This window comes from Streptomyces sp. NPDC093801 (assembly GCF_040701585.1).
Lineage (GTDB): Bacteria > Actinomycetota > Actinomycetes > Streptomycetales > Streptomycetaceae > Streptomyces.
On sequence record NZ_JBFBDP010000006.1, the window covers coordinates 1 to 26,544 of the forward strand.

Annotated in this window: 20 protein-coding genes; 14 read left to right on the top strand and 6 right to left on the bottom strand. The window is 75.4% G+C overall.

From position 1 onward, the window contains the following. Positions 1–1,242: 1,242 nt before the first annotated feature. On the bottom strand, positions 1,243–2,022 hold the full coding sequence (locus tag AB0469_RS08130; protein ID WP_366450497.1) for a DeoR/GlpR family DNA-binding transcription regulator: 780 nt from the start codon (positions 2,020–2,022) through the stop codon (positions 1,243–1,245). A gap of 183 nt (positions 2,023–2,205) precedes the next feature. On the opposite strand from AB0469_RS08130, the gene AB0469_RS08135 reads away from it, so the two are divergent. The 5 genes from AB0469_RS08135 (at position 2,206) to AB0469_RS08155 (ending at position 8,962) form a co-directional block, all read left to right on the top strand. Continuing rightward, on the top strand, positions 2,206–3,108 hold the full coding sequence (locus AB0469_RS08135; protein WP_366450498.1) for a sugar isomerase: 903 nt from the start codon (positions 2,206–2,208) through the stop codon (positions 3,106–3,108). After that, positions 3,105–3,941, top strand: a complete 837-nt coding sequence (locus AB0469_RS08140; protein WP_366450499.1) for a class II fructose-bisphosphate aldolase — start codon at positions 3,105–3,107, stop codon at positions 3,939–3,941. The genes AB0469_RS08135 and AB0469_RS08140 overlap by 4 nt, the downstream gene beginning before the upstream one ends. Positions 3,942–4,649: 708 nt before the next feature. Further along, positions 4,650–5,729: a hypothetical protein gene (locus AB0469_RS08145; protein WP_366450500.1), complete on the top strand. Its 1,080-nt coding sequence runs from the start codon at positions 4,650–4,652 to the stop codon at positions 5,727–5,729. Positions 5,730–5,828: 99 nt separating this feature from the next. Beyond that, positions 5,829–7,625 (top strand): Ig-like domain-containing protein, encoded by a 1,797-nt coding sequence (locus tag AB0469_RS08150; RefSeq protein WP_366450748.1) that lies wholly within the window; start codon positions 5,829–5,831, stop codon positions 7,623–7,625. Positions 7,626–7,771: 146 nt separating this feature from the next. After that, entirely contained in the window at positions 7,772–8,962 is a 1,191-nt protein-coding gene (locus tag AB0469_RS08155) for an acyl-CoA dehydrogenase family protein (RefSeq protein ID WP_366450501.1), read from the top strand. A 536-nt stretch (positions 8,963–9,498) separates the two neighbouring features. On the opposite strand, the gene lysA is transcribed toward AB0469_RS08155, so the two are convergent. Both lysA and AB0469_RS08165 read right to left on the bottom strand, forming a co-directional pair. Next, a complete protein-coding gene (lysA, locus tag AB0469_RS08160; RefSeq protein ID WP_366450502.1) occupies positions 9,499–10,833 on the bottom strand; it encodes a diaminopimelate decarboxylase in 1,335 nt (444 codons plus the stop codon). A 17-nt stretch (positions 10,834–10,850) separates the two neighbouring features. Continuing rightward, complete coding sequence (locus AB0469_RS08165) at positions 10,851–11,303, bottom strand: SAV_915 family protein (RefSeq protein WP_366450503.1); 453 nt, start codon at positions 11,301–11,303, stop codon at positions 10,851–10,853. A gap of 260 nt (positions 11,304–11,563) precedes the next feature. Here AB0469_RS08165 and AB0469_RS08170 point away from each other — a divergent pair, with 260 nt between their 5' ends. The 3 genes from AB0469_RS08170 to AB0469_RS08180 are packed head-to-tail and all read left to right on the top strand — an operon-like array spanning position 11,564 to position 16,520. Beyond that, the gene (locus AB0469_RS08170) at positions 11,564–12,517 is read left to right on the top strand and encodes an oxygenase MpaB family protein (protein ID WP_366450504.1); all 954 of its coding nucleotides are present in this window, start codon (positions 11,564–11,566) and stop codon (positions 12,515–12,517) included. Next, positions 12,499–14,931 (top strand): tetratricopeptide repeat protein, encoded by a 2,433-nt coding sequence (locus AB0469_RS08175; protein WP_366450505.1) that lies wholly within the window; start codon positions 12,499–12,501, stop codon positions 14,929–14,931. Before AB0469_RS08170 ends, AB0469_RS08175 begins: the two co-directional genes overlap by 19 nt. Further along, complete coding sequence (locus AB0469_RS08180; protein WP_366450506.1) at positions 14,928–16,520, top strand: NAD(P)/FAD-dependent oxidoreductase; 1,593 nt, start codon at positions 14,928–14,930, stop codon at positions 16,518–16,520. Before AB0469_RS08175 ends, AB0469_RS08180 begins: the two co-directional genes overlap by 4 nt. 33 nt (positions 16,521–16,553) lie before the next feature. Here AB0469_RS08180 and AB0469_RS08185 read toward each other — a convergent pair whose 3' ends face one another. Continuing rightward, complete coding sequence (locus tag AB0469_RS08185) at positions 16,554–17,009, bottom strand: nitroreductase family deazaflavin-dependent oxidoreductase (protein ID WP_366450507.1); 456 nt, start codon at positions 17,007–17,009, stop codon at positions 16,554–16,556. Between the two features lie 100 nt (positions 17,010–17,109). After that, entirely contained in the window at positions 17,110–18,303 is a 1,194-nt protein-coding gene (locus AB0469_RS08190) for an FAD-dependent oxidoreductase (RefSeq protein WP_366450508.1), read from the bottom strand. A 62-nt stretch (positions 18,304–18,365) separates the two neighbouring features. On the opposite strand from AB0469_RS08190, the gene AB0469_RS08195 reads away from it, so the two are divergent. The 4 genes from AB0469_RS08195 to AB0469_RS08210 all read left to right on the top strand — a co-directional run bounded on the left by AB0469_RS08195 (position 18,366) and on the right by AB0469_RS08210 (position 21,376). Continuing rightward, positions 18,366–18,962 carry a TetR family transcriptional regulator gene (locus tag AB0469_RS08195; RefSeq protein WP_366450509.1) on the top strand — a complete coding sequence of 199 codons (597 nt, stop codon included), beginning with the start codon at positions 18,366–18,368 and terminating at the stop codon, positions 18,960–18,962. Between the two features lie 11 nt (positions 18,963–18,973). Then, positions 18,974–19,357 (top strand): VOC family protein, encoded by a 384-nt coding sequence (locus AB0469_RS08200; protein ID WP_366450510.1) that lies wholly within the window; start codon positions 18,974–18,976, stop codon positions 19,355–19,357. Positions 19,358–19,435: 78 nt separating this feature from the next. Beyond that, positions 19,436–19,861, top strand: a complete 426-nt coding sequence (locus AB0469_RS08205; RefSeq protein ID WP_366450511.1) for a DUF6234 family protein — start codon at positions 19,436–19,438, stop codon at positions 19,859–19,861. A gap of 111 nt (positions 19,862–19,972) precedes the next feature. Then, the gene (locus tag AB0469_RS08210) at positions 19,973–21,376 is read left to right on the top strand and encodes an AMP-binding protein (protein ID WP_366450512.1); all 1,404 of its coding nucleotides are present in this window, start codon (positions 19,973–19,975) and stop codon (positions 21,374–21,376) included. On the opposite strand, the gene AB0469_RS08215 is transcribed toward AB0469_RS08210, so the two are convergent. Continuing rightward, on the bottom strand, positions 21,373–23,304 hold the full coding sequence (locus AB0469_RS08215) for a serine hydrolase (RefSeq protein WP_366450513.1): 1,932 nt from the start codon (positions 23,302–23,304) through the stop codon (positions 21,373–21,375). The genes AB0469_RS08210 and AB0469_RS08215 overlap by 4 nt on opposite strands. A gap of 553 nt (positions 23,305–23,857) precedes the next feature. Here AB0469_RS08215 and AB0469_RS08220 point away from each other — a divergent pair. Both AB0469_RS08220 and AB0469_RS08225 read left to right on the top strand, forming a co-directional pair. Next, entirely contained in the window at positions 23,858–24,973 is a 1,116-nt protein-coding gene (locus AB0469_RS08220; RefSeq protein ID WP_366450514.1) for a nitronate monooxygenase family protein, read from the top strand. Between the two features lie 5 nt (positions 24,974–24,978). Then, on the top strand, positions 24,979–26,532 hold the full coding sequence (locus AB0469_RS08225) for an acyl-CoA synthetase (RefSeq protein WP_366450515.1): 1,554 nt from the start codon (positions 24,979–24,981) through the stop codon (positions 26,530–26,532). Positions 26,533–26,544 lie beyond the last annotated feature (12 nt).

The following is a 26,544-nucleotide window of genomic DNA, read 5'->3' on the forward strand; positions in this document are numbered from 1 at the left end:
GCCACCCTTGACAGGCCGTCCCGCCACGAAAAGCCGAAGACTGCCGGGAAACCCCCAAAGGAACGGCACGGTCCAGAGTCGGACAACCGGCGGGATCAGAGACCAGGCGAGGTCGTCGGGGGCCGGCAGACCGCCCATCCGGGCCCGCCACCCATGCGGTCGGAGCCTCCCTCACGCATCAGATCGCTACGCGCTCCTCATTCCCCAGCGTCAGCAGCCCGTCCGGGGCCGATACCCGCACCACAGGACGACCAGGACGCCATCCGGCGACGCCGGGCGCCTGAGATCGCTCCGCGCTTCTCTCTTCTCGGCGCCTTCCGCCCGTCTGTGGCTGGAATGCCCTGTAGGTCGTTCTTCGGTGCGGGTATTGGCCCCGGACGGCGGCCGGACGCCGAAATCAGGGCAGCGCGTGGCGATCTGAGGCGCCTGACCTGCCCGGATGCCCATCTCGTCGTCCTTTGGTGCAGGTAGCAGCCCACAACGGGCGGCGGACGCTGATAAGACAGACGCGCGTAGCGATCTGACGCGCCCGCTGTCGCCGCATGCTCCTCTGGTCGTCTTGTGGTGCGGGTAGCAGCCACAGGCGGGTCGCAGACGCTGAGAACCGAGGAGCGCGTAGCGATCTGCGGCGCCTGGCATGCCCGGAGGCCCATCCGATCGTCCCTCGGGTGCGGGGATCAGCCCCGGATGGGCCGCGGACGCCGAGAAGAGGGAAGCGCGTAGCGATCTGCGGCGCCTGTCGGACGCGAATGCCCCTCTCGTCGCCCTTTGGCGCGGGGATCGACCCCAGACGGGGGCCGGACGCTGAGGAAGGGGAAGCGCGTAGCGATCTGATGCGTGAGGGCGGTCCCGATCGCTTGGGTGGCGGGCCCGGATGGCCGGTCTGCCGATCCCCGACCACCCCGTCTGATACCTGGCCACCGCCGCATGTCCATCAATGGACCGTGCCGTTCTTTTGGGGGTTTCCCGGCAGTCTTCGGCTTTTCGTGGCGGGGCGGCCTGTCAAGGGTGGCCGAAGGCCATCGCGCAGCGACGCGACCGAAGGGAGCGCCCTTGACAGGCCGTCCCGACGCGGAAGGACGATGAGACTGACGGGAAACCCCCAAGCCCTCCCCGTACCGCCCCGCCGAGGTCCCGCCCACCCTGGTACCGCTCGGTTTCTCTCGTCCGCCCGACCGATGCCCGCCGAACCTCCGACCCCTCCCTCCCTCCCGCCCACCCCACCCCACCCCACCCCACCCCCTAAACCCGTATCAGCTCCACCCCCGCCCCCTCGAACGCCGCTGCCAACGGGGCGGCCAGGGCGGTGTCCGTGACCAGGGTGTGTACCGAGGCGGTGGGGCAGATGCGGGCGAAGGCGCGGACGCCCAGCTTCGTGGAGTCCGCCGCGACGACCACGCGGCGGGCGCGGGCGCACAGGAGGCTGTTGACGGCGGCCTCGTCCTCGTGGCGGGTGGCCGCGCCGTCCGCCGGGTCGAAGGCGTCGACCCCGACCACCGCCGTGTCCACCGTGAGCTGACCGAGCGTCTGCTGGGCAAGTGGGCCGGTGAGTTCGTAGGACTGGGGGCGGGCGACCCCGCCCGTCAGCACGATCTTGAACTGGGGCCGGATCACCAGCTCGCCCGCGATGTTCAGGGCGTTGGTGACCACCGTCAGCGCGGGGGAGCCGCCGGCCAGGTCCGGGCGGGCCGCCAGGGCGCGGGCCACCTCCGTCGTGGTGGTGCCGCCCGTCAGGCCGACGACCTCGCCCGGCGCGATCAGCTCCGCGACGGCCTCGCTGATCCGGCGCTTCTCGGCGGCCCGCCGCGAGGTCCGGTAGCGCAGGGGGAGTTCGTACGAGACCCCGTGCGGCACCGCCCCGCCGCGCGTGCGGACCAGGAGCTGCTGTTCGGCCAGCTGGTCGAGGTCGCGGCGGATGGTCGCGGCGGACACGCCGAGCGCCTCGGCGGCCGACTCCACCTCCAGCCCGTCCCGTTCCACCAGCAGGTCCAGCAGTCTCTGCCAGCGTTCCGTGCGGGTCATGGCGCCCTCCCGTGTCGTCCCCGGGTTTCCTCCCCGGCCCCGCCGTCGAGATTAACCCAGGCGGACACCCGGTAGATGCTTGAAGTTGCGCGAAACTGCCCGCTACCTTGCAGGAACACGCACAGGAACGCACCAGCACGCAGGAACCGCCAGGATGACGCATCCAACGCGCAGGGAGCCCGCATGAGTCACGTCGCGTACGAGTTGGCCACGCAGCCCGAGAGCTGGGAACGGGCCGCCGAACTGGCCCCGGCCCACGGGGCGGTGCTGCCGACGCCGGGGGAGCGTACCGCGATCGTCGGGTGCGGGACCTCGTACTACATGGCCCAGGCCGCCGCCGCCCTGCGCGAGGAGGCCGGGCAGGGGGAGACCGACGCCTTCCCCGCCTCGGAGTTCCCCCGCCACCGCCGCTACGACCGGGTGGTGGCGCTGACCCGCTCCGGGACCACCACCGAGGTGCTGGACCTGCTGTCCGGGCTGCGCGAGGCCGGGATCCCGGCCACCGCCGTCGTCGGGGACCCGGCCACCCCCGTGACCACCCTCGCGAACGAGCTGGTCGTGCTGGACTTCGCCGACGAGCGGTCCGTCGTCCAGACCCGCTTCGCCACCACCGCCCTCACCCTGCTCCGGGCCCACGTGGGCGCGCACACCCCGGACGTGGTCGCCGACGCCCGGGCCGCGCTGGCCGAACCGCTGCCGGCCGGGCTGGAGGCCCGGGGGCAGTTCACCTTCCTCGGGCGGGGCTGGAGCGTGGGCCTCGCCCACGAGGCGGCCCTGAAGATGCGCGAGGCCTCGCTGTCGTGGGCCGAGGCCTATCCGGCGATGGAGTACCGGCACGGGCCGGTCAGCGTCACCGGTCCCGGCTCGGTGACCTGGTCGCTGGGCGGCACGCCCGAGGGCATCGCCGAGCAGGTCCTGGGCACCGGGGCCGAGTGGGTGGACGGCACGCTCGACCCGCTCGCGGAACTGGTGCGGGTGCACCGGCTGGCCGTGGCGGTCGCCGCCGTGCGGCAGCTGGACCCGGACGCGCCGCGCAACCTCACCCGCTCGGTGATCCTCACCAGCGGCGAGGGGGCCGTCCGATGACCCTCGCCCCCGCCGGGGTCCTCGTCGCGGAGGCGGCCGCCGCCGGACGGGCCGTCGCCGCCTTCAACGTCATCACCCTGGAGCACGCCGAGGCCGTGGTCGAGGGGGCCGAGCGGGCCGGTCTGCCCGTCATCCTCCAACTCAGCGAGAACGCCGTGAAGTTCCGCAGCGGGGCCCTGCTGCCCATCACCCGGGCCGCCGCCGCCTGCGCGGAGGCCGCGCGGGTCCCCGTCGGGCTGCATCTGGACCACGTCAAGAGCACCGACCTGCTGCGGCGGGCCGCCGACGCCGGGTACGGCTCGGTGATGTACGACGCCGCGCACCTGCCCTACGCCGAGAACCTGGAGGCCACCCGGTCCGCCGCCGACTGGGCCCACGCGAACGGGCTGTGGATCGAGGCGGAGCTGGGCGAGGTCGGCGGGAAGAACGGGGCCGCGCCACCCGACCCGCACGCGCCGGGCGCGCGTACGGATCCCGACGAGGCGCGGCGGTTCGTCGCGGACTCCGGGGTGGACGCCCTGGCGGTGGCCGTCGGCAGCACCCACGCCATGACCAGCAGGACCGCCTCCCTCGACCACGCCCTGCTGGCGCGGCTGGCCAAGGCGGTGGACGTGCCGCTGGTGCTGCACGGCTCGTCCGGACTGCCCGACGGGGAACTCGCGGCGGCGGTGGCCGGGGGCATCCGCAAGGTCAACATCGGGACCGCGCTCAACGTGGCCATGACCGGGGCCATCCGCGCCCATCTCACCCCGGCCGACCCCCGCCCGTACCTCACCGCGGCCCGGACGGCCATGGCGGCGACGGCCGAGGCGATGATCGCGGCCCTGAACTGACCCGCCCCGCCCCGCGGTCCGGCGCCCGGCTGCGGCCGGGCGCCGGCGCGTGCGGCTCCTCCCCACACGGCCTCAGACAGCGCCCGGGCCATCCCGGCCGGTTCGGTGCAGCTCCAGCCGAACGGGCCGGAGCGCGGGGCCGGCCGTCGGGGCCGGCGGGGGTGCCCCGCTCGCACACCCATGCCGCGTCGGACGCCCGCCGGCGGAGCCGGAACGGGACCGGGGCCCCGCCCGTGTGGCGGTGCGTCAGCCCGGAGCGCTCGACGACCGTCTCGCTTCCCCCCTTACGTCCCGCAGCGCTTCCCGCGCGTCCGCCATGGGGGCCCTACCGGCGCCCGGGACGGCCGGCGAGCTACTTGCGAGTACCGCATCTGCAAGGCGAAGTCGGCATTCCCGGCTTACATGCAGGCTTATCTGACTGCTACATTCCGCAAGTGCCATCCGCGTGCCAAGCGGGCGGGGCGGTCCACGACCTGGTCCGTCCCGTCCGCCGCGCGCGGCACCCGCTCCCGCGAGGCCCCGTCCATCCGCTGATCCAGCGCGCAGCCCACCGCGGCACCGGCCCACGCCGCTCCGGCGTCCGCCGACACCCCAGAACAGGGCGAACGCCCCCGCACGCCGCACCGGACGTCCGTACGGACGCCTCCCGGTGCCGCCCGTGCGCGCCTTCGCCTGCCCGAGCTCCACCTCCGAAAGGGAGACGACCCGATGGACAAGTTCCTGCGCCGGCGCCCGCTGGCCGGAAGGGCGCTGATCCTTGGCGCCCTGCTGGCCCTGGCGATACCGGGCACCGCCTACGCCAACACCGTGGGCGTGACCGTGAAGACCCCCGGCGCCACCTCCGGACCCGGCTCCGCCTTCGCCGAGATATCCACCAACGCCCACTGTTCGAGCGGCCTGATCTCCGGCGGCGGCATCAACCAGGCCATCGGCACCGGCACCTCGTCCAACGGCAACAAGATCAACGGCACGTCGCCCAGCCCCGACGGCAGCACCGAGTACACCGGCTCCACCGGCGTGGTCGGCACCGACGTCGCCTACTGGCTCGGCATCGGCGGCAGCGGGGGAGCGGTCAACGCCTCCTTCTCCAGCACCCCGTACGCGATGTGCTTCAGCAGCAACCTCGTCAACCACACCCAGGTGGTGATGAACAAGGTCGCCGGACCCGTCACCAGCTCGACGGTCGGCCTCGTCACGGCCACCTGCCCCTCGGGCACCCGCCTGCTCGGCGGCGGAGCCCGCATCACCCCGGCCGTCGTCGGCAGCCTCAAGCCGATCGCCAGCTTCCCCACCTTCAACGACTCGGCCCACGGCTACGGCCAGAAGGCCGCGGCCGACGGGGAGACCAACCCCGACTCCTGGAGCGCCGTCGGCTGGAACGGCGGCGGCGGCGACAGCGGCAACACCACCTACGCGTACGCCATCTGCAGCGGCAACAACATCAACATCAGCGGTACGACCGTCAAGGTCCGCTTCAGCGAGGTCAGCGGCCCCACCGCCGGCACCGCCGGCGCGACCGTGACCGTCGGCTGCGGGCAGAACGACGGGAAGCTGGTCAGCGGCGGCGCCGCGATCAGCGGGGGCGGCGTCACGACCACGAACTTCACCGGTCCGGGCTCCCCGGGCGACCACCTCAACGGCAGCTACCCCAGCGACTCCGGAGGCAGCGCGGTCTCGGACGGCACCACCAACGCCGCCTACTGGTCCGCCTTCACCCACACCGGCGCCCCCAGCTCCCCGAACACCTACTCCGACGTCTGGGCGCTCTGCGCCGACGACGGCGTCTGATCCACCCGTAGCACATGTCGCCGCGGCCGTGGCCCCCGCCACGGCCGCGGCCCGGCACGTCCCGCATCCCGAGTACCGTCGTTTGGAACCCCCTTGAGCATGTACCGATCGAAGATCCTGAAGGCGGCCGGCGCGGCCGGCCTCGTGGCCGCCGCGATGGCGCCGCTCCCCGCGACCGCCGACCCCGCGGCCCCGGCCGCCCCCTGCGGCGCGGGCGGAGTCTTCACCGCCGCGACCCCCGGCTGCACCTACGCCACCGTCGGGACGGACACGTTCACCGTCCCGGCCGGGGTGACCGAGGTGACCGCCGACCTCTTCGGCGCCGAGGGCGGCAGCGCGGCCGGCTTCGTCCTCCCCGCCCCTGCGAACGCCGGCGCGCCCGGCGGTCTCGGCGGCGAGACCCGCGCCACCCTGGCCGTGACCCCCGGCCAGCAGCTCCAGATCACCGTCGGCGGCGTCGGCAGCTCCGGCACCTCCCGGCACGGCGAGTACGCCCGCCCCGGCGGCCGCGGCCACGGTTCCGGCGGAGGCGGGGCCCACGGCGGCGGAGGCTCCGGCGGCGGGGCCAGCGACCTGCGCACGGGCGCCTTCGGCGCGGCCGACCGGGTCCTGGTGGCCGGCGGCGGCGGAGGCGCGGGCAACGGCGGGCCGCTGCTGCACGGCGGCAACGGCGGCGGGCTCGAAGCCGAACCCGGCGGCCAGGGCGGCGGCCCGGAGGGCTCCGGCCTCGCGGGCGGCGGCGGAACCCAGTCCGCCCACGGGGCGGGCGGCCCCCGCAACTCCAACTACGGCGCCCCCGGCGGCGCGGGCAGCGACATCGACCAGTACACCAGCCTGCCCAACCCCGGCAGCGGCGGGACCGGGGGCAACGGCGGGGCCGGCGGCCCCGGCGGTGGCGGGGGCGGGGGCGGCTGGTTCGCCGGCGGCGGAGGCTCCGGCGGCGGCAACCCGGGCAACCTGTCCGGTGCCGGCGGCGGCGGGGGCAGCAGCTTCGCGGCGCCGTCCGCCACGGCCGTCACCCTCGCGCGGGGCGTCCGCCGGGGCGACGGCGCGGTGGTCCTGTCGTTCCGGTACGGGACCTCGGTGACCGTGGCCGCCGACGACGCCACCCCGCTGTTCGGGCGGCCCGCCACCCTCACCGCGACCGTCACCCCGGCGAACCCGGCGGGCGGCACCCCCGGCGGCGAGGTCACCTTCTACGACGGGACCACCCCACTGGGCACCGCGACGCTGCGCGACGGCCGTGCGAGCCTGCGCACCGGTGTCCTCCAGCCCACCACGCATCCCGTCACCGCCCGCTACGGCGGCGACGCGGCCTTCACCCCGGGCAGGACGGACGCACCCACCGTCGTCGTCGTCGGCTTCACCGGCCCCTGCCTCACCACGGCCCACGAGGGCCCGCTGACCGTCTCCGCCGGAGAGGCCGTCTGCATCGGCGCCGGCGGCAGCCAGAACGGCCCGGTCACCGTCCGCCCGGGCGGCGCCCTCGCCGTCACCGGCGCCTCCCTCACCGGCCCGGTCTCCGTCGACGGCGCCCTCGCCCTGACCGTCTGCCGCTCCGGGCTCACCGGCCCGGTCGGCGTCCGGCGCTCCACCGGCCCGGTGGTCGTCGGCTCGGACCGCGAGGGCGCGGACTGCGCCGGCAGCACCCTGCGGGGCCCGCTGACGGTCGAGGACAACACCGGGGGCGTGGAGGTGTCGGCCAACACCGTCACCGGCACCGTCCGCATCACCGGCAACAGCGGCGCCGGCCCGCTCCCGGAGGCCCTGGCCCCGGCGTTCCGCGCCAACCGGGTCACCGGCCCCCTGCGCTGCGAGGACAACGACCCGGAACTCCTCCTGTCCGGCACCACCGCGACCGGCGCCCGCACGGGCCAGTGCCGCCGCGCGGACTGACACCGCACCCCCCTGCCGGACCCGGACCGGGCCCGGCAGGGGTCCCCCCGTCCCGCATCCGGCCCTTCCCTATTCCTGTAACGGGTTCTACTCTGACCGCCGCCGTTCGCAGCGACCGGCTGGACCGCGAGGATCCCGGAGGGGCCGTGCACCTCGAATACACGCCCGAGCAGCAGCAGTTGCGCGCCGAACTGCGTGCCTACTTCGCCGAGCTCGTCCCGCAGGACGTCTACGCCCGCTACGAGGACCCGGCCGCGCAGAAGCGCTTCTACCGCGAGACCATCCGCCGCCTCGGCGCGGACGGCTGGCTCGGCGTCGGCTGGCCCGAGGAGTACGGCGGGCGCGGCATGTCGCCCATGGACCAGTTCATCTTCTTCGACGAGGCCGCGCAGGCCGTCGTCCCGCTGCCGCTGATGGCCCTCAACACGGTCGGGCCGACCCTGATGCAGTTCGGCACCGAGGAGCAGAAGGCGTACTTCCTCCCGAAGATCCTCTCCGGTGAGATCGACTTCGCCATCGGCTACAGCGAACCCGACGCGGGCACCGACCTCGCCGCCCTCAAGTGCCGGGCCGTCCGAGAGGGGGACCAGGAGACCGGCACCTACGTGGTCAACGGCCAGAAGATCTGGACCACCAACGGCGACACCGCCGACTGGGTCTGGCTCGCCGTCCGCACCGATCCGGACGCCCCCGCGCACAAGGGCATCACGATGCTCCTCGTCCCGACCTCCGACCCCGGGTACTCCTGCACCCTCATCAACACCCTCGCCTCGCACGACACCACCGCCAGCCACTACGAGGACATCCGCGTCCCCGCGAGCCGCCGCGTCGGCCAGGAGAACAAGGGCTGGCGCCTGATCACCAACCAGCTCAACCACGAGCGCGTCACCCTGGCCGCCCACGGCACGATGGCCGTCCGCGCCCTGCACGACGTCCAGCGCTGGGCCGCCGCGACCGGGCTCGCCGACGGCCGCCGCGTCATCGACCTGCCGTGGGTACGCGGCCGGCTGGCCCGCACCCACGCCCGCCTCGACGCGATGAAGCTGCTCAACTGGCAGATGGTGGGCGCCGTCGAATCGGGCACCCTCACCCCCCAGGACGCCTCGGCGGTCAAGGTCTACGGCTCCGAGGCGCGCCGGGACGCCTACGCCTGGCTGATGGAGGTGGTCGGTGCGGCGGGCGCCCTCAAGGACGGCTCGGCGGGCGCGGTCCTCCACGGCGAACTGGAACGCGGCTACCGCAGCGCCGTGATCTTCACCTTCGGCGGCGGCAACAACGAGATCCAGCGCGAGATCATCTCCTGGATCGGCCTGGGCATGCCGAGGGTCCGCCGCTGAGGGGCGCCAGCCTGGCGGGCTCCTGGCCGGGGTGGTTCCATGGAAGTGCGGAAGGAGTCCTTTTACCAGGATGCGGAGAAGCGGTCCCCGTGCCGCGCACCGCACAATCGGGATCCGCGAGAAGCGGACGGACTCTTTCCGCCCGGGGGCACGCCACGCCGATGAGGACGTCAAGGGCACGTCAAGGATCGGTGAACCAACGGAAGGAACACGTCAAGGGTGTCCTGGGGGCGCCCGGGACGGCAGCAGACTGGAGGGGCGACGGAGCGGAATGGCAGTTCCGCGGCGCAGGGCCGACGACGGGGGACCGAACCCCGTCCGAGGGCGCCGTTTCCGGCCCGTGGGGGGCCCGGATCGAGGCGACCGACCGGCACCGGCACTCGTCGCGCATCACATGAGCCGTTCGGCTCCCGGTGTGGGGATACCGGGACCGGACGGCTCACGTGCGGAGCGGACCGGGGACACCCGGCCCGTGGCGCGGGTCCGGCGGACGCCCCGAACGGGGGGCGCCCACCGGACCGTTGCGCGGCGGCGGCTCAGCGCCCGACGTCCCGGCTGCGGAAGTCGTCCAGCGTCTCGCGCCGCACCAGCAGCCGCGCCGCGCCCTCGTGGACGGCGACCACCGGCGGCCGGCCGACCATGTTGTACCCGGAGGCCATGGACAGCTGGTAGGCGCCGGCCACCGGAACGGCCAGCAGGTCGCCCGGGTGCACGTCCTGCGGCAGTTCGGCGTCGACGGCCAGGACGTCGCCCGCCTCGCAGTGCCGGCCGACGACCGTGGCCGTACGGGAGCCCGCGGTGGAGTGCCGGCCGACCAGCCGGGGCGCGTAGCGCACCCCGTACAGGGCCGGCCGGGGGTTGTCGCTCATCCCGCCGTCCACGGCCACGAACACCTTCCCGCCGGAGTGCTTGACGGCGAGCACCCGGTACAGGGCCACCCCGGCCGGCCCGGCGATCGCCCGCCCCGGCTCGACGATCAGCCGGGGCACGGGCAGTCCCGCGGCCGCGCAGCGCCCCGCCAGCGCGGTGCGCAGCTCGCGCGCCAGTGCGGTGAGGTCCAGGGCCGGCTCGCCGGGCCGGTAGGCGATGCCGTGCCCGCCGCCGAGGTCCAGCTCGGGCAGGGCGATCCCGTGCGCTGCGTGCACGGCGGTCATCAGCTCCACCATGCGCCCCAGCGCCACCAGGTAGGAGTCCACGGAGGTGATCTGGGAGCCGATGTGGCAGTGCAGGCCGGAGAGTTCGAGCTGCGGCTGGTCCAGGATCCGGGCCACGGCCCGCTGGGCGCTCCCGTCGGTGGCGGACAGCCCGAACTTCTGGCCCTCCGTACCCGTGCGGATCTTCTCGTGGCCGCCGGCGGCGACTCCCGGCACCACCCGCACCAGCACCCGCTGGCGCCCCCGGGGCCCGACGGCGGCCGCGATGCGGGCGATCTCGGAGGGGCTGTCGATGACGATCCGGCCGACCCCGAGCCGCAGGGCGGACGCGATGTCCCGGGGGGACTTGGCGTTGCCGTGCAGCACGATGTGCTCGGGCGGGAACCCCGAGGTGACGGCCAGCTCCAGTTCCCCGGCGGAGCACACGTCCAGGCCCAGGCCCTCCTCCCGCACCCAGCGCACCATCGCGCGGGAGAGGAACGCCTTGGCGGCGTAGAGGACCCCGGCGTCGGGGAAGGCGTCCCGGTAGGTGCGGCAGCGCCCGCGCACCTCGCCCTCGTCCAGGACGTAGACGGGGGTGTCGAACCGCTGGGCGACCTCCGTCAGCGACACCCCGCCGACGGCCAGGCCGCCGTGCGGGAGCCGGGCCGTGGAGGCGGGCCACACGGAGAGGTCGCCGGCGCCTGCCGCGGCCTCGGGGAGTACTTCGACGGTCATGGCGGTACCCGGCCCCTTCAGACGGCCCTGGCGGAGACCCCGGAGGCCCCCGGCACCCCGGAGGCCCCCGGCACCCCCGGCGATCCGGATCCGGACGCCCCGGACCCCCGTCCGCCGGAGACCGTGCCGGCGCCCGGTGCGGCGCCCGGTGCGGCGGCCGGCGGTGCGAGCCGCTCCGGGACGGCCGCCGGTGCGGTCAGGGTCGGGTCGACGGTCAGCGGCCCCGCCCCCAGCGGCTCGGCCAGCGCGCGCAGCGCCGACTCGGAGAGCCGGATCCACGGCTGCTCCGCCCCGAGCGTGGCGGCGAGCCTCTCCGCGGTGGTGAAGCCGACGGCGGTACGAGCGCCCAGCGGGGTCCGGAACATCCGCACCACCACCTCGCCGGCACCCGGCCGGACCGGGACGTACAGGGGTCCGGCCGGGACGCGTTCCTCGGGCTCGGGGTCGTCGTCGTACTGGAACAGGCACATGGGGTCCTCCCAGGGGGAACCACGGGTGACGGGCTCGGGGCCCCGGGCTGCGGGGAGGCGGTCCGGGGCGCGCCACCGAAGCTATCCCCGGCGGAACGGGCCCGGGGACCGCCCCTGACGGGACCTTGACGCCGGACGGCCCGGTCCTGACGGACCGCTGACACCCCCCCGCCGCCCGCGCCGGGCGGTTTCGCGCCGCGCCGCGCCGCGGGCGGTCGGGCGCGCACCCTCCTGGGTAGGCTCACCGCGGGAGGCGGGCGATGAGCGGAGCTCCGTACGAGGGCGCCGACCCGGGACTGTACGGGCCCGGGTCCGTGACCTGGCACTGCCACGGCGACCCGGTCATGTGGATCGCCGGGGTCCGTGCGCTCTACCTCCAGGCCCTGCACCCGCGTGCCGTCCGGGGGGTCATGGAGAACTCCGCCTTCGCCGACGACGCCTGGGGGCGGCTGCTGCGCACCGCCGACTTCGTCGGCACCGTCACCTACGGCACCGCCGGGGCGGCCGAGCGGGCCGGCGCCCACGTCCGCGCCGTCCACCGCCGGCTCTCGGCCACCGACCCGGACACGGGGGAGCGGTTCCCCGTGGACGACCCCGAACTCCTCCTGTGGGTGCACTGCGCGCAGATCGGCAGCTTCCTGCACGTACTGCGCCGTTCGGGTGTTCCTCTCACCCCCGCCCAAGCCGACCGGTACGTGGACGAGAACCGGGTCAACGCCCGCCTCGTCGGCCTCGACCCGGCCGCCGTGCCCGCCGGCACCGCAGGGCTGGCCGCGTACTTCGAGCAGGTCCGGCCCCGTCTCGCCGCCGGGGCCGACGCCCGGGCCGTCGACGCGTTCCTGCGCTCCCCGCCCGTCGCGCCGCTCCTGGTTCCTGGCCGAAACCTGCTGTGGAGACCGCTCGCCGGGCTCGCCTACGCCACGCTTCCCGGCTGGGCGCACCAGCTGTACGGCCGCCCCGCAGCGCCCTCACGCACGGTCACCCGGCGCCTGCGCCTCACGGGTCGCGTACTGCGCACTGTTCCCGCAGGTCTACGCTGGCAGCTGCCTCCAGGTCACATCTTGAGAGCGATGCGCCGACTGGGCCCCGGGAGCCGCCCCTCCGCGTACACACTGCGTAAGTCAGCGGCCATACTGGACCGGCTGGGGAGGGCGCGATACGACGACGGGCACGATGACGGGGGCGGCTTTAAGACATGGCGGAGTCCAGACTGATCCAGGGCCGGTACCGGTCACTCGATCTGATCGGGCGCGGCGGCATGGGCGAGGTGTGGCGCGCCCGCGACGAGTCGCTGGGCCGGCAGGTCGCCGTCAAGTGCCTCAAGCCGGTGGGCGCCGAGCAGGACGCCCACTTCACCCAGGTGCTGCGCGAGCGCTTCCGCCGCGAGGCGCGCGTCGCCGCCTCCCTCCAGCACCGGGGCGTCACCGTCGTCCACGACTTCGGCGACGACAGCGCCGCCGGCGGCCCCCTCTACCTGGTCATGGAGCTCCTGGAGGGCCGCAACCTCAGCCAGCTGATGGAGGAGAACGAGGCGCGTCCGCTCCCCGTCGACGTGGTCCTCGACATCGCCGAGCAGATGGCGGCGGCCCTCGGCTACACCCACGACCAGGGCGTCGTCCACCGCGACCTGAAGCCCGCCAACATCATGCGGCTGACCGACGGCACGGTGAAGATCTGCGACTTCGGCATCGCCCGCCTGGCCCACGACATCGGCTTCACCGCCAAGCTCACCGGCGGCGGCATGGCCATGGGCACCCCGCACTACATGTCGCCCGAGCAGATCGCGGGCGGTGAGGTCGACCACCTCAGCGACCTGTACTCGCTGGGCTGCGTCCTCTACGAGATCGCCACCGGGGCCCCGCCGTTCGACCTCGGCGACTCCTGGTCCGTGCTGGTCGGCCACCGCGACGCGGTGCCGGTGCCGCCCCGCGACCACCGGCCCGAGCTGCCCGAGTACTTCGAACGGATCGTCCTGGAGCTGCTGGCCAAGCGCCCCGAGGACCGGCCCGGCGACGCCCGCCACCTGCACCGGCGGCTGGTCGACGCCCGGTTCGGTGCCGCCGGCGCGGCCCACGGCCAGGCCCCGCTGCCCGCCTGGGCCGCGGGGATGACCGCCGGCCGCAAGGCGGGCATCGACGCCCGGCCGGCCAGCGGGGAATGGGCCGTGCTCACCGGCTCCTGGACGGCCGCCCGCCACCCGCAGGGAGCGGGTCCCGGCTTCGGCGGAGGGCATCCGGCGACCGGCCCCGTCCCCGGTACGGTGACGGCGCCCGCATCCGGCACGGTCTCCCTGCCCCTGTCCGGCCACCCGGCCCCCTCCGGCCACCCGGCCCCCTCCGGCCACCCCGGCGCGCCCGGCCCCGGCCGTGCGGACGCCCACGGGTCCGGCCATGCCCCTTTCCCCGGGGCGGACCGGGCGGACGCGTCCGGTACCGGCCATGCCGCCGTACCCGGCTGGACCGGCCACACCTCCGTTCCGGGGACCGGCCACCACGCCGCCGGGCCCGGGCCGGGTCACGCCCTCGGCCCCGGTCACGGGTACCCCGGCGCCGGAGGTCCGTCCGGTGAGCAGCGGATCCTGCGGCCCGCCCCCGCCGACGACCCCCGGCTCACCGCCGACTACGGGCCGGCGGAGGTCCGCGCGCACGCCCCGACCGACCCGGGCCGGCCCGACTCCCTCGACGCAGGCCACATCCGCGCCTTCGCCCTCAGCCGCGCCGGCCGGCCCGAGGAGGCCCTCGCCGTGTACGCGGCCGTGGCCGAGGGCCGGGCGCGGGTGCTCGGCCCCGACCACGCCGACACCCTGGCCGCCCGCCAGGAGGAGGCGTACGAGCTCGGGCGCCTCGGCCGCCACGGCGAGGCCTACGAGATGTACCGGGAGGTGCTCGCCGCCCGTGTCCGCACCGAGGGCCCGCGCCACCCCGACACCCTGCGCTGCCGCCACAACCTGGCCTGCGCGCTCGGCGCCCTCGGCCGGCACGCCGAGGCCCACGAGGCCGCCGCCGAGGTGGCGGCCGACCGCGCCGACGTACTCGGGCCCGAACACGTGGACACGCTCCTGACCCGGTACGAGGTCGGCTACGCCCTCGGCCGGCTCGGCCGCTGGAACGAGGCGCTGACCGTGTTCCGCCAGGTCGCCGCCGCCCGCGAGCGCGTCCTGGGCCGGGACCACCCCGACGCCCTCGCCGCCCGCTACGAGACCGGGATCGCGCTCGGCCGCACGGGCCGCGCCGCCGAAGCCCTCGACCTGTTCCGGGCCCTGGTCCGCGACCGCACCCGGGCCTACGGCGCGGCCGACCCGGAGACCCTGCGGGCCCGGCACGTCCTCGGCGTCAACCTGGGCCGCCTCGACCGCTGGGAGGAGGCCGTGGCCGAGGCCCGCGAGGTGGGCGCGGCCCGCGCCAAGGCCCTGGGCGCGGAACACCCGGACACCCTCGTCAGCCGGCGGGAACTCGCCGTCGGCCTGGGCCGGCTCGGGCGCTGGGACCAGGCGCTGCCCATCTACCGGGACCTGTCCGGGATCCGCGAGCGCTCGCTCGGCGACGAGCACCCGGACACCGTCCTGGCCCACGCCGACGAGGCACACTGTCTGGAGCGGCTCGGCCAGGTGTGCTACCAAGAGCCATGACCGCCAACGCAGGCTCCCGGGGTTTCGCGCACGACGTCTACGACGCGGTGATCGTCGGAGGGGGCCACAACGGCCTCGTCGCCGCCGCCTACCTGGCCCGCGCGGGCCGTTCCGTCCTCGTCCTGGAACGGCTCGGGCACACCGGCGGCGCCGCCGTCTCCACCCGGCCCTTCGCCGGGGTCGACGCCCGGCTCTCGCGCTACTCCTACCTCGTGTCCCTGCTCCCCGAGAAGATCGTCCGCGATCTGGGGCTGCGGTTCCGGGTGCGCCGGCGCACGGTGTCCTCGTACACGCCCTTCGAGCGCGGCGGCCGCCCCGGCGGACTCCTCGTCGGCGGCGGGGAGGACCGTACGCGGGAGTCCTTCGCCCGGCTCACCGGCTCCGACCGGGAGTACGAGGCCTGGCGCGCCTTCTACGCCACCACCGGCCGGGTCGCCCGGCGCGTCTTCCCCACCCTGACCGAACCGCTGCCCTCCCGCGCGGAGCTGCGCGCCCGGATCGACGACGAGCAGGCCTGGCGGATGCTGTTCGAGGAGCCGCTCGGCCGGGCGGTGGAGGAGCGCTTCACCGACGACCTGGTCCGGGGCGTGGTCCTCACCGACGGCCTGATCGGCACCTTCGCCGAGGCCCACGACCCGTCCCTCGCGCAGAACCGCTGCTTCCTCTACCACGTCATCGGCGGCGGCACCGGCGACTGGGACGTGCCCGTCGGCGGCATGGGCGCGCTCACGGACGCGCTGGCCGGGGCCGCCCGCGCGGGCAGCGCGGAGATCGCCACCGGGCACGAGGCGCTGCGGATCCGCACCGACGGCACCTCCCCGGCCGAGGTGTCCTTCCGGACGGCGACGGGCGAGGGCACCGTCGTCGGCCGGACCGTCCTGGTCAACGCCTCCCCGAGGGCGCTGGCCGAACTCCTCGGCGAGTCCCCGGAACCGGCCGCCGCGGCCCCCGAAGGGGCCCAGTTCAAGGTCAACATGCTGCTGCGCAGGCTGCCCCGGCTGCGGGACGCCTCGGTGGACCCCCGCGAGGCCTTCTCCGGCACCTTCCACATCGCCGAGGGCTACGAGCAGCTCCACCGCGCCCACGCCGAGGCCGCCGCCGGGGAACTGCCGTCCGTGCCGCCCTCGGAGATCTACTGCCACTCGCTGACCGACCCCACGATCCTCGGGCCGGAACTCACCGCGCAGGGCTGCCAGACGCTCACCCTCTTCGGACTGCACACCCCGGCCCGGCTGTTCGAGAAGGACAACCGGCAGGCGCGCGAGGTCCTGCTGACCGCCACCCTCGCCCAGCTGGACGCCCACCTCGACGAACCGCTCACCGACTGCCTGGCCTTCGACGCCGACGGCCGGCCCTGCATCGAGGCGAAGACCCCGCTGGACCTGGAGCAGGAACTGCGCCTGCCCGGCGGGCACATCTTCCACCGCGACCTGTCCTGGCCGTACGCGGAGCCGGGGCGCGAGCCGGGCCGGTGGGGGGTGGAGACGCGGCACGCCAACGTCCTGCTGTGCGGGGCGGGGGCGGTCCGCGGCGGCGGGGTCAGCGGGATCCCGGGGCACAACGCGGCGATGGCGCTGCTGGGCCGCTGACCCGGGCCGCCCCCGGGCCGGGCCCGCGGGAGGTCAGCCGACCCGCGCCGGCTCGATCACCACGATCGGGATCGCCCGGTCCGTCTGCGCCTGGTACTCGTCGTACGCGGGCCATTCGCCCACCATCACCGGCCAGTACGCGCGCTGTTCCTCGGCGGTCGCGGTGCGCGCGGTGCCCTGCATGACCTCGGGTCCGACCTGGATGCGGACCTCGGGGTGGGCTGTCAGGTTCCGGTACCACAGCGGGTGTTCGGGGGCGCCGCCCTTCGAGGCGACCAGGAGGTAGCGGCCGTCGGCCTCCCCGTAGATCAGGGGCGTCCGCACCGGCTTGCCGGAGACCCGGCCCACGGTGGTGAGCAGCAGGGTGTGCGTGCCCCGCCACTCGTGTCCCTCGGACCCGTTCGAGTCCACGTACTGGCGGAGGTGGTCCAGCTGCCAGGTTCCCGGCCTGGGGTCGGCGGGGTGGTCCCAGTCGATGTCGGTCGGCACGTCGGTCTCCCTAGCGTTCGTGTGAACGGTCAACACCTGCGACAACGAGTCCCAACGCCCCCGGGCACGCCGGGCATTCCGCCCCCGCCCCGTTCGGCCCCTACCCGGCCCGTCCCGGGAGGGTGAATCCGTCGAACAGGTCGTCCAGGGCGCGCAGCGAGGCGCGGGCGGGGAGGGCGCGGAAGGCCAGGTCGCGGGCGGCGGCGGCCAGCGGGTGCCCCAGGGCCGCGACCCGGCCGGCCCGGCGGGCCCGGACCCGGATGGCGTCCGTACGGGCGAGGCGCGCGCGGCTGTAGGCGGCCAGGGCGGCCGGCACGTCCGGGCCGGACAGCAGATGGGCCAGGACGACGGCGTCCTCGACGGCCTGGCAGCCCCCCTGTCCGAGGTTGGGGGTCATGGCGTGGGCGGCGTCGCCGATCCAGGCGGTGCGGCCGTCGTGCAGGCGGGGCAGCGGGGCGGCCAGGTCGTAGAGGTCGTGCTGGAGCACCCGGGCGGGGTCGATCCGCTCCAGGAGGGCGGGGACCGGGTGGTGCCAGGTGCCGAAGCGGCGCAGCAGTTCGGTGCGGACGTCGGCGGGCCGGTACCCCTCGGGGACGACGGCGGTGGCGTACGCGTAGAGCCCGCCGTCGGCGAGCGGCACCGTTCCGAAGCGCTCGCCGCGCCCCCAGGTCTCGGCGGCCTCGATGCCGGCGGGCGCCGACCCGGCGGGCAGGACGGTGCGCCAGGCGGTCTCGCCGCTGTAGCGCAGGCCGGGGTGGCGGGGGAAGCGGTGGCGGCGCAGCGGGCTGTGGATGCCGTCCGCGGCGACGACGGCGTCGGCGGTGAGGTCCCCGGAAGCGGTACGGACCACCGCGTGCCCGTCGGCCTCGTCCACGGCGGTGACGGCGGTCCCGTACCGCAGGGTGCCCTCCGGCAGCTCGGCGGCCAGGGCGGCGGTGAGCGCCGAGCGGTGCAGGGCGACCGGGGTCCGGCCGTAGCGGGCGGCGAGCACGGCGGGGTCGGCCCGGTCGAGCCAGCCGCCGCCCGGGCGGCGCAGCCCCATCGCCATCGCCGTTCCGGGCGGGCGTCCGGCCTCCGGGGCGGGGTCGAAGCCGACGGCGTCGAAGGCGCGCAGGGCGTTGGGGGCGAGGACGATGCCGGCGCCGACGGCGGAGGGACCGTCGGCGCGTTCGCAGACGGTGACCTTCCATCCCTGGCGGGCCAGGGCGAGGGCGGTGGTGAGCCCGCCGATCCCGGCTCCGGCGACGACGGCGTGGCGCTGGCGTACGGGCATGGCGCGGCCTCCTGCGTTCACGAACGATCCTCTACGTCTGTAGAGGCTTCCTGGCGCCCACTCTACAGCTGTAGAGTGACCTCATGTCCACCCCCGAACCCGCCCCCGCTACCGCCCGCCGGACCCTGATCGCGGACACGGCGATCGGCCTCGTCGCCTCCGGCGGCCTGCGCGGCCTCACGCACCGCGCCGTCGACGGCGCCGCCGGGCTCCCGGCGGGCAGCACCTCGTACTACTTCCGCACCCGGACCGCCCTGATCGCCGCCTGCTACCGGCGGCTGGCCGAACTGGACGTCGCCGACGGCCCGCAGCGCCCGCCGGCCGACCGGGACGAGGCCGCCCGGGCGCTCGGCGCCCTGCTGCACCACTGGCTGACGGCCGGCCGCCAACGCCAGCTGGCCCGCTTCGAGCTGAGCCTGGAGGCCGCGCGGAACCCGGAGCTGGAACCCGACCTGCGCGAGGCCGGACTCGCCGTCCGGGCGCGCGGAGCGGCCGTCCTGGCGGCGCTCGGCGCGCGGGAGCCGCAGGAGGCCGCCGAACTGCTCGCCGCCTGGGCCGACGGCCTGCTCTACGACCGCCTCGCGGGCGCCCTCGCCCACTCCCGTCCCGCCCCGGACCCGGCCGAACTCGCCGCCACCGCCCGCCGCATGCTCGACGCGGTACTGGACACGGCGGTCTAAGCTCTCCCCTCGTGATCGCTGAACTGCAGTGCGTGGTGCTCGACTGTCCCGACCCCCTCGAACTCGCCTCTTTCTACGCGGCGTTGCTGGGCGGCGAGGTCAACCGCCCCGACCGCCGCTGGACCTGTGACGACCACTGGGCCACCCTCCACACCCCCGCCGGCGCGGTCCTCGCCTTCCAGCGGGTCCCCGACCACCGCCCGCCGCGCTGGCCCGACCCCGCCCACCCCCAGCAGGCCCATCTGGATTTCGCCGTGGCGGACTCGGACGAGGCCCAGACCCACGCCCTGGCAGCCGGCGCCACCCTCCTCGACGCCACCCCGGACGCCCAGGGCTGGCGCGTCTACGCCGACCCGGCGGGCCACCCGTTCTGCCTGATCAGGGAATCCGCCTGAACTACCCACCGCCGCCCGCCGGGGCGTTGAGTACGCGTACTCATGTGCGCCCCGGAGCCGCCCGGGCAGGGTGACGGCATGACACACGCACCCGCCGACATACCGCGCCGCCGCCGGCCCTGGTCCAACCGGACCCCGACCGGCGCGGACGTCACCATCGCCGTCCTCCTGTTCCTCCTCGAAGCCGTCGTCGTCGTGCTCGGTCTCTTCGGGCACGGCATGGAGGAGTGGGCCGCCCAGGGGGACCGGGAGCGGATCGAGGCGGCGGAGCTCGCGGGGCGGGTGTGGCTGTCGCGGTGCCTCGTCGCCGCGATGCTCCTCGCCGTCGTCGCCATGGTGTCGCGGGCCCGCTGGACGGTGGTGTCCCACCTCCTGGTCGCCGCCGGCATCGCCGCCCTGCTCGTCCTCGACCAGCACGACCGCGACCGCTCCCACCCGACCCCCGAGCCCCGCCCGGCCCTGGAGTTCTCGCTCTGTCTCAGCGGCGGCGACAGGTGCGGCTGACCCGTTGGACGTTCCACCGAAGCGGGACCTCCCCGATGGTCGGGACGGCGCATTGCCCGGCCCGGGGGAGGGGGGCTTGGCTGGGCGGGACCAACGGGGAGGGGTAGGAACGTGACATCGCTGCTCGACGGGTGTACGCCCTGGCCGGAGGAGTTCGTCGACCACTACTGGGCCTCCGGCCACTGGCGGGGCAGCACCCTGGACAACCTGCTGCGCGGCTGGGCCCTCCAGTACGGGCCGCGCACCGCGCTCGTGCACGGCGACGCCCGGCTCACGTACGCGCAGCTGAACCGGCGCGCGGACCGGATGGCCGCCGGGTTCCGGGGACGCGGGCTGCGGCCCGGGATGCGGGTGGTCGTCCAGCTGCCGAACGTCCCGGAGTTCGTCGTCACCGCCTTCGCGCTGATGCGGGCGGGGCTGGTCCCCGTGTTCTGCCCGCTCTCCCACCGCGAGCCCGAGGTGCCCGAGCTCGTACGGGCCGCCCAGGCCGTCGGGTACGTCGGGCCCTCGACGGACCAGGACTTCGACCACACGGCGATGGCCGCGGACATCGCGGCCCGGTGGCCCTTCCTGCGGCGGGTGTTCACCTACGAGGCGCCGGGCACCGAGTCCCCGTTCGGCGGCCTGACCACCGACCCGTCGAACTGCCAGTACGCCCCGCTGGGCTCCCTCGACGCCCCGCCCTGTCCGGCGCTCCCGCAAAGAGCCGGCCAGGTGGCCTTCCTGCTGGTCACCGACGGGACCGCGCTCGTCCCGCGCACCCACGACGACTTCGCCCACCAGGCGACGGCCGCCGCCGCGCTGCTGCCGCTCACCGAGGAGGACGTGTACCTCGCCGCGCTGCCCGCCGACCGCGACCTCGCACTGGGCGGCCCCGGCATCATCGGCGCCCTCTCCGCCGGCGCGACCGTGGTCCTGGCCGACAGCCCGGACCCCGCCGACTGCCTGCCGCTCCTCGCGCGGGAACGGGTGACCGTCACCGCCCTGACCGCCGACGCGGCCGCGCGCTGGCTCGACGCCGGGGCCGCCCCGGCCACCCTGCGCCTCGCGCAGCTCATCGGGTCGCCCCCGGACCCGGCGACCGCCGAACGGCTCGGCGCGGCCCTGGGCTGCCGCGTCCAGCAGGTCTTCGGCACCCCCGAGGGCCTCCTCACCCTCACCCGCCCCTGCGCCCCGGACGCGGCCGCCCTCGCCACCCACGGCCGCCCGCTCTCGCCCGACGACCAGATCCGCCTGGTCGACGCCGCGGGCGACCCCGTACCCGACGGCACCACGGGCGAACTCCTGGCCCGGGGCCCGCACACGGTCCGCGGCTACTACCGCGCCCCCGACCGCGACGCCCGCGCCTTCACCCCCGACGGCTACCTCCGCACGGGCCACCTCGCCCACCGCACCCCGGACGGCGACCTGGTGGTGACGGGCCGCCGCGACGACGCCGGCCGAACCCCGCCCGGACACCCGCGCCCGCCGATCCGGCCGGCGCGGCCCCGGCCTGATCCGAAGGGCACGGCCTAGTCCGAGGAGCGGGTCCAGCCCGTGGACTCGATGCGCGCGGCGTCCCCGGGGCGGTCCTCGGAGAAGAGGAGGGCGCGGGGTTCGGAGACGCGGATGACGTCCACGTAGACGCCCCGGCCCACGTAGCGGCCCGTCGCGGCGTGGCGGAAGCGGAGTCTGACCTCGCGGCCCGCCCAGGCGGGGAGGGGGGCCTCCAGGCGGTGCCAGATGCGGCCCGACCAGCCGCCGGCCGAGCCCTGCGGCCACTGCTCCGGGGTGCCGCCCGTCGTGCGGACCGTCGAGAAGGGGACGGGCTGCCAGGCGGCTCCGTCCGGGGAGGCCTCCAGATGGAAGGCCCCGGCGCCGGGGACGGTGTCCCACCAGACCGCGCAGCGCAGGCGCGCCCCGTCGGTGGCCGGGGTCAGCGGGGGGAGGGTGAGGGTGCCCGAGCCGCCGGTCTCCATGCCGGAGAACCAGGCCGGCCCGCCGTGCCTGGTCCGGACGGGCACGGCCCGGGCGAAGCGGTTGCCGGTGGCCACGCGGGGGGCGCTGCCGGCCCGCCAGGTCCGCACCGGGTGCACGGAGTTGCCGAGGAGGACCAGGAAGGAGTCGGTGGAGGGGTCCAGGACCAGGGAGGTCCCGGTGAAGCCGGTATGGCCGGCCGAGTGGGGGGTGGCCAGGGCGCCCATGTACCAGTGCTGGTAGAGCTCGAAACCGAGGCCGTGGTCGTCTCCGGGGAAGGCGGTGTTGTAGTCGGTGAAGAGGAGCTCCACGGACGCGGGGCGCAGGATGCGGCGGCCCGCGTAGACCCCGCCGTCGAGGAGGGCGCGGGAGAGGACGGCCAGGTCCCAGGCCGTGCCGAAGACGCCGGCGTGGCCCGCGACCCCGCCGAGGGCGTACGCGTTCTCGTCGTGGACCTCGCCCCACACCAGTCCCCGGTCCAGCCCCGACCACGGGGGACGCTGCACCTCGGTGGCGGCCACGGCGCGGCGCCAGGTGCGCGGGGGGTTGTAGCGCGTGCGGAGCATCCCGAGCGGAGCGGTGATCTCGTCGTGGACCAGGGTGTCCAGCGTGCGTCCGGTGATCCGTTCCAGGAGCAGCTGGAGCGTGATGAGGTTGAGGTCCGAGTAGCGGTAGACCGTCCCGGGGGTGTCCTGCGGCCGCACCGACCACAGCAGCCTCAACTGCCCCTCGCGGGTGGACTCCTGGTAGAAGGGCGCCCAGGAACGCAGGCCCGAGGTGTGCGTGAGCAGCTGCCGGACCGTGACGGCCTCCTTGCCGCCGCCCGTGAACTCCGGCAGGTAGCGGTCGACGGGCGCCTCCAGCTCCAGCCGTCCCCGCTCCATCTGCTGCACGGCGATGACGGAGGTGAACAGCTTGCTCAGGGAGGCCAGGTCGAAGACGGTGTCCTCGGCCATCGCGATCCGCTCGGCGGCGGGGAACTCCCGGGGCCGGTCGGTGCGGCCGTCGTAGTCGGCGTAGCGGACGGCGTCCCCCATGGCCCGGTGCAGGGCGACCGTGCGGCCCCGCCCGGCGAGGACCACGGCCCCGGCGTAGTAGGGGTGTTCGGGAGAGGGGCCGAGGAAGCGCCGGGCCTCCTCCGCCACGCCCTCCAGGTGCCGCTCCAGCAGCCCGGCCTGCCGCGCGGACCCGTACCGCAGGCGCAGCCCCTGGAGGGCCCGCCGCTCGGCCGGCCCGCCCGCCGCCCCGGCGGACGCGCCCGGCAGTGCCGCGTGCAGCACGAGCACCCCGCCCAGCGCCAGCAGCCGCGCCCCGAGCCGCCGCCGGCTGGGTCCGCCGGCGGCCCGGTCCGAACCCCCGTCGCCCTTCCCGGCCCCGTTCCCGGTTCCGGCCCAAGCCCCCGTTTTGCTTCCGCCCCCGGCGCGGGCCGCTCCGTCGTCGGTCGCCCGGCCGTCCGCCGTCGCGCCCGCCCCCGTCGCTGCCACCATGATCGGTCCTCCTGTCCACTCCGAACCACCCACCGAGCACCGTCTCCGGCCGCCCGCCGTTCTCCCGCCGCCCTCAGGCGCCGCGCCCCTCTCTCGCACCGCCCCTCTCTCGCACCGCACCGCCCCTCTCTCGCACCGCCCCTCTCTCGCACCGCACCGCCCCTCTCTCGCGCCGCGCCGCGCCGCACCGCACGGCGCCTCACCGCACGGCACCGCACGGCATCGCGTCGCACCGCGCTGCTCTCCCGCGCCGAGCCGTTCTCCCGTGTCGCACCGCACCCCGCCGCACCGCTCTCCCGCGTCGCTCCCTCCGTTCGCCGGCCGTGCCGTCCGCCGGTCGTCGCCAGTGGGGCCACCGTGGCGCGGGCCGGCCCGTGCCCCGCGCGTCCCGGCCCGGCTGCCGGATCCGCCGAGGCCCGCCGCAGGCGCTCCGCACGCTACTGGGTATCTGCCCGCCCGCCGCGTACCCTCCGCACGGGCCGGGGCGCAAGAATCTGACACTGCATCAGAAAATCTCTTCCCTCGGCCGCCCCGCTGCGGCATCCTCACGCCCATGGAGACGGAGCTCAGCAAGAAACTGGGAGTCGAGCACGCCATCTTCGGCTTCACGCCCTTCCCGGCGGTCGCCGCGGCCATCACCCGCGCCGGCGGGTTCGGGGTCCTCGGGGCGGTCCGCTACACCGCCCCGGACGACCTCGCGCGCGACCTCGACTGGATGCAGGCGCACACCGACGGCAAGCCCTACGGCCTCGACGTCGTCATGCCCGCCAAGAAGGCCGTCGACGGCATCGGCGAGGCCGAGATCGAGGCGATGATCCCGCCCGGCCACCGCGCCTTCGTCCGCGACACCCTCGCCAAGCACCACGTCCCCGAGCTCGCCGAGGGGGAGGCATCCGGCTGGCGGATCACCGGCTGGATGGAGCAGGTCGCCCGCAGCCAGCTCGACGTCGCCTTCGACTACCCCATCAAACTCCTGGCGAACGCCCTCGGTTCCCCGCCCGCCGACGTCATCGCGCGCGCCCACGACCACGGGGTCCTCGTCGCCGCCCTCGCCGGCAGCGCCAAGCACGCCCGCCGGCACGCCGAAGCCGGCATCGACATCGTCGTCGCCCAGGGCTACGAGGCCGGCGGCCACACCGGGGACATCGCCACCATGGTCCTGGTCCCCGAGATCGCCGAGGCCGTCTCCCCGCTCCCCGTCCTCGCCGCCGGAGGCATCGGCAGCGGCGAGCAGATCGCCGCCGGGCTCGCCCTCGGCGCCCAGGGCGTCTGGCTCGGCTCCCTGTGGCTCACCACCACCGAGGCCGAACTCCACTCCCGCGCCCTCACCGAGAAGCTCCTCGCCGCAGGCTCCGGCGACACCGTCCGCTCCCGCGCCCTCACCGGCAAACCCGCCCGCCAGCTGCGCACCGAGTGGACCGACGCCTGGGACGACCCGGCCGGCCCCGGCGCCCTCCCCATGCCCCTCCAGGGCCTGCTGGTCGCCGAGGCCGTCTCCCGGATCCAGAAGTACGAGGTCCGCGCGCTGCTCGGTACCCCCGTCGGCCAGATCGTCGGCCGGATGAACAGCGAACGCAGCGTCCAGGCCGTCTTCGACGAGCTCACCGGCGGCTTCGAGCGCGCCGTCGACCGCATCGACCGCATCGCCGGCCGGTCCCGAGAGGTGTGATCAGCATGAGTGACCAGCCCCCCAACGGGTTCTGGGCGCAGGCCGCCGCCGACCCCGGCCGCACCGTCCTCGTCGCCCCCGACGGCGAGGAGTGGACCGCCGGACGGCTGCACGCCGACGTCAACCGCCTCGTCCACGGCCTGCGCGCCGCGGGCCTGGAGCGGGGCGACGTCTTCGCCGTCGTCCTGCCCAACGGCGTCGAGTTCCTCACCGCCTACCTCGCCGCCTCGCAGGCCGGCTTCTACCTCGTCCCCGTCAACCACCACCTCGTGGGCCCCGAGATCGCGTGGATCGTCTCCGACTCCGGCGCCAAGGTCCTCATCGCCCACGAGCGCTTCGCCGGGCCCGCCACCGCCGCGGCCGACGAGGCCGGACTCCCGGCGGAGCGCCGCTACGCCGTCGGAGCGGTCCCGGGCTTCCGGCCGTACGCCGAACTCCTCGACGGGCGGAGCGCGGAGCCCCCCGCCGACCGGACCCTCGGCTGGGTCATGAACTACACCTCCGGCACCACCGGGCGCCCGCGCGGCATCCGCCGGCCCCTGCCCGGCAAGCTCCCGGAGGAGACGTACCTCGGCGGGTTCCTCGGCATCTTCGGCATCCGCCCCTTCGACGGCAACGTCCACCTCGTCTGCTCGCCGCTCTACCACACCGCCGTGCTCCAGTTCGCGGGCGCGTCCCTGCACATCGGCCACCCGCTGGTCCTGATGGACAAGTGGGGACCCGAGGAGATGCTGCGACTGATCGACCGGCACGCCTGCACGCACACCCACATGGTGCCCACCCAGTTCCACCGCCTCCTCGCCCTCCCGCAGGAGACCAGGGACGCCTACGACGTGACCTCCATGCGGCACGCCATCCACGGCGCCGCCCCCTGCCCCGACCACGTCAAACGGGCGATGATCGACTGGTGGGGGCGGTGCGTGGAGGAGTACTACGCGGCCAGCGAGGGCGGCGGGGCCTTCGCCACCGCCGAGGACTGGCTGAAGAAGCCGGGAACCGTCGGCAGGGCCTGGCCGATCAGCGAGCTCGCCGTCTTCGACGACGACGGCAACCGGCTGCCGGCCGGCGAGCTCGGCACCGTCTACATCAAGATGAACACGGGCGGCTTCAGCTACCACAAGGACGAGGGCAAGACCCGCAAGAACCGCATCGGCGACTTCTTCACCGTCGGCGACCTCGGCCTGCTCGACGAGGAGGGCTACCTCTTCCTCCGCGACCGCAAGATCGACATGATCATCTCGGGCGGGGTGAACATCTACCCGGCCGAGATCGAGTCCGCCCTCCTCACCCATCCGGCGGTGGCGGACGCCGCGGCCTTCGGCATCCCGCACGAGGGCTGGGGCGAGGAGGTCAAGGCGGTCGTCGAGCCCGCAGAGGGCTTCGAGGCCGGAGAGGCGCTGGCCGCCGAGATCCTGCGCCACTGCGAGGGCCGGCTGGCCGGCTACAAGCGCCCGAAGTCGGTCGACTTCATCGAGGCGATGCCCCGCGACCCCAACGGCAAGCTCTACAAGCGCCGGCTGCGCGACCCCTACTGGGAGGGCCGCGAGCGCGCGGTGTGAGGAGCCCCTCCC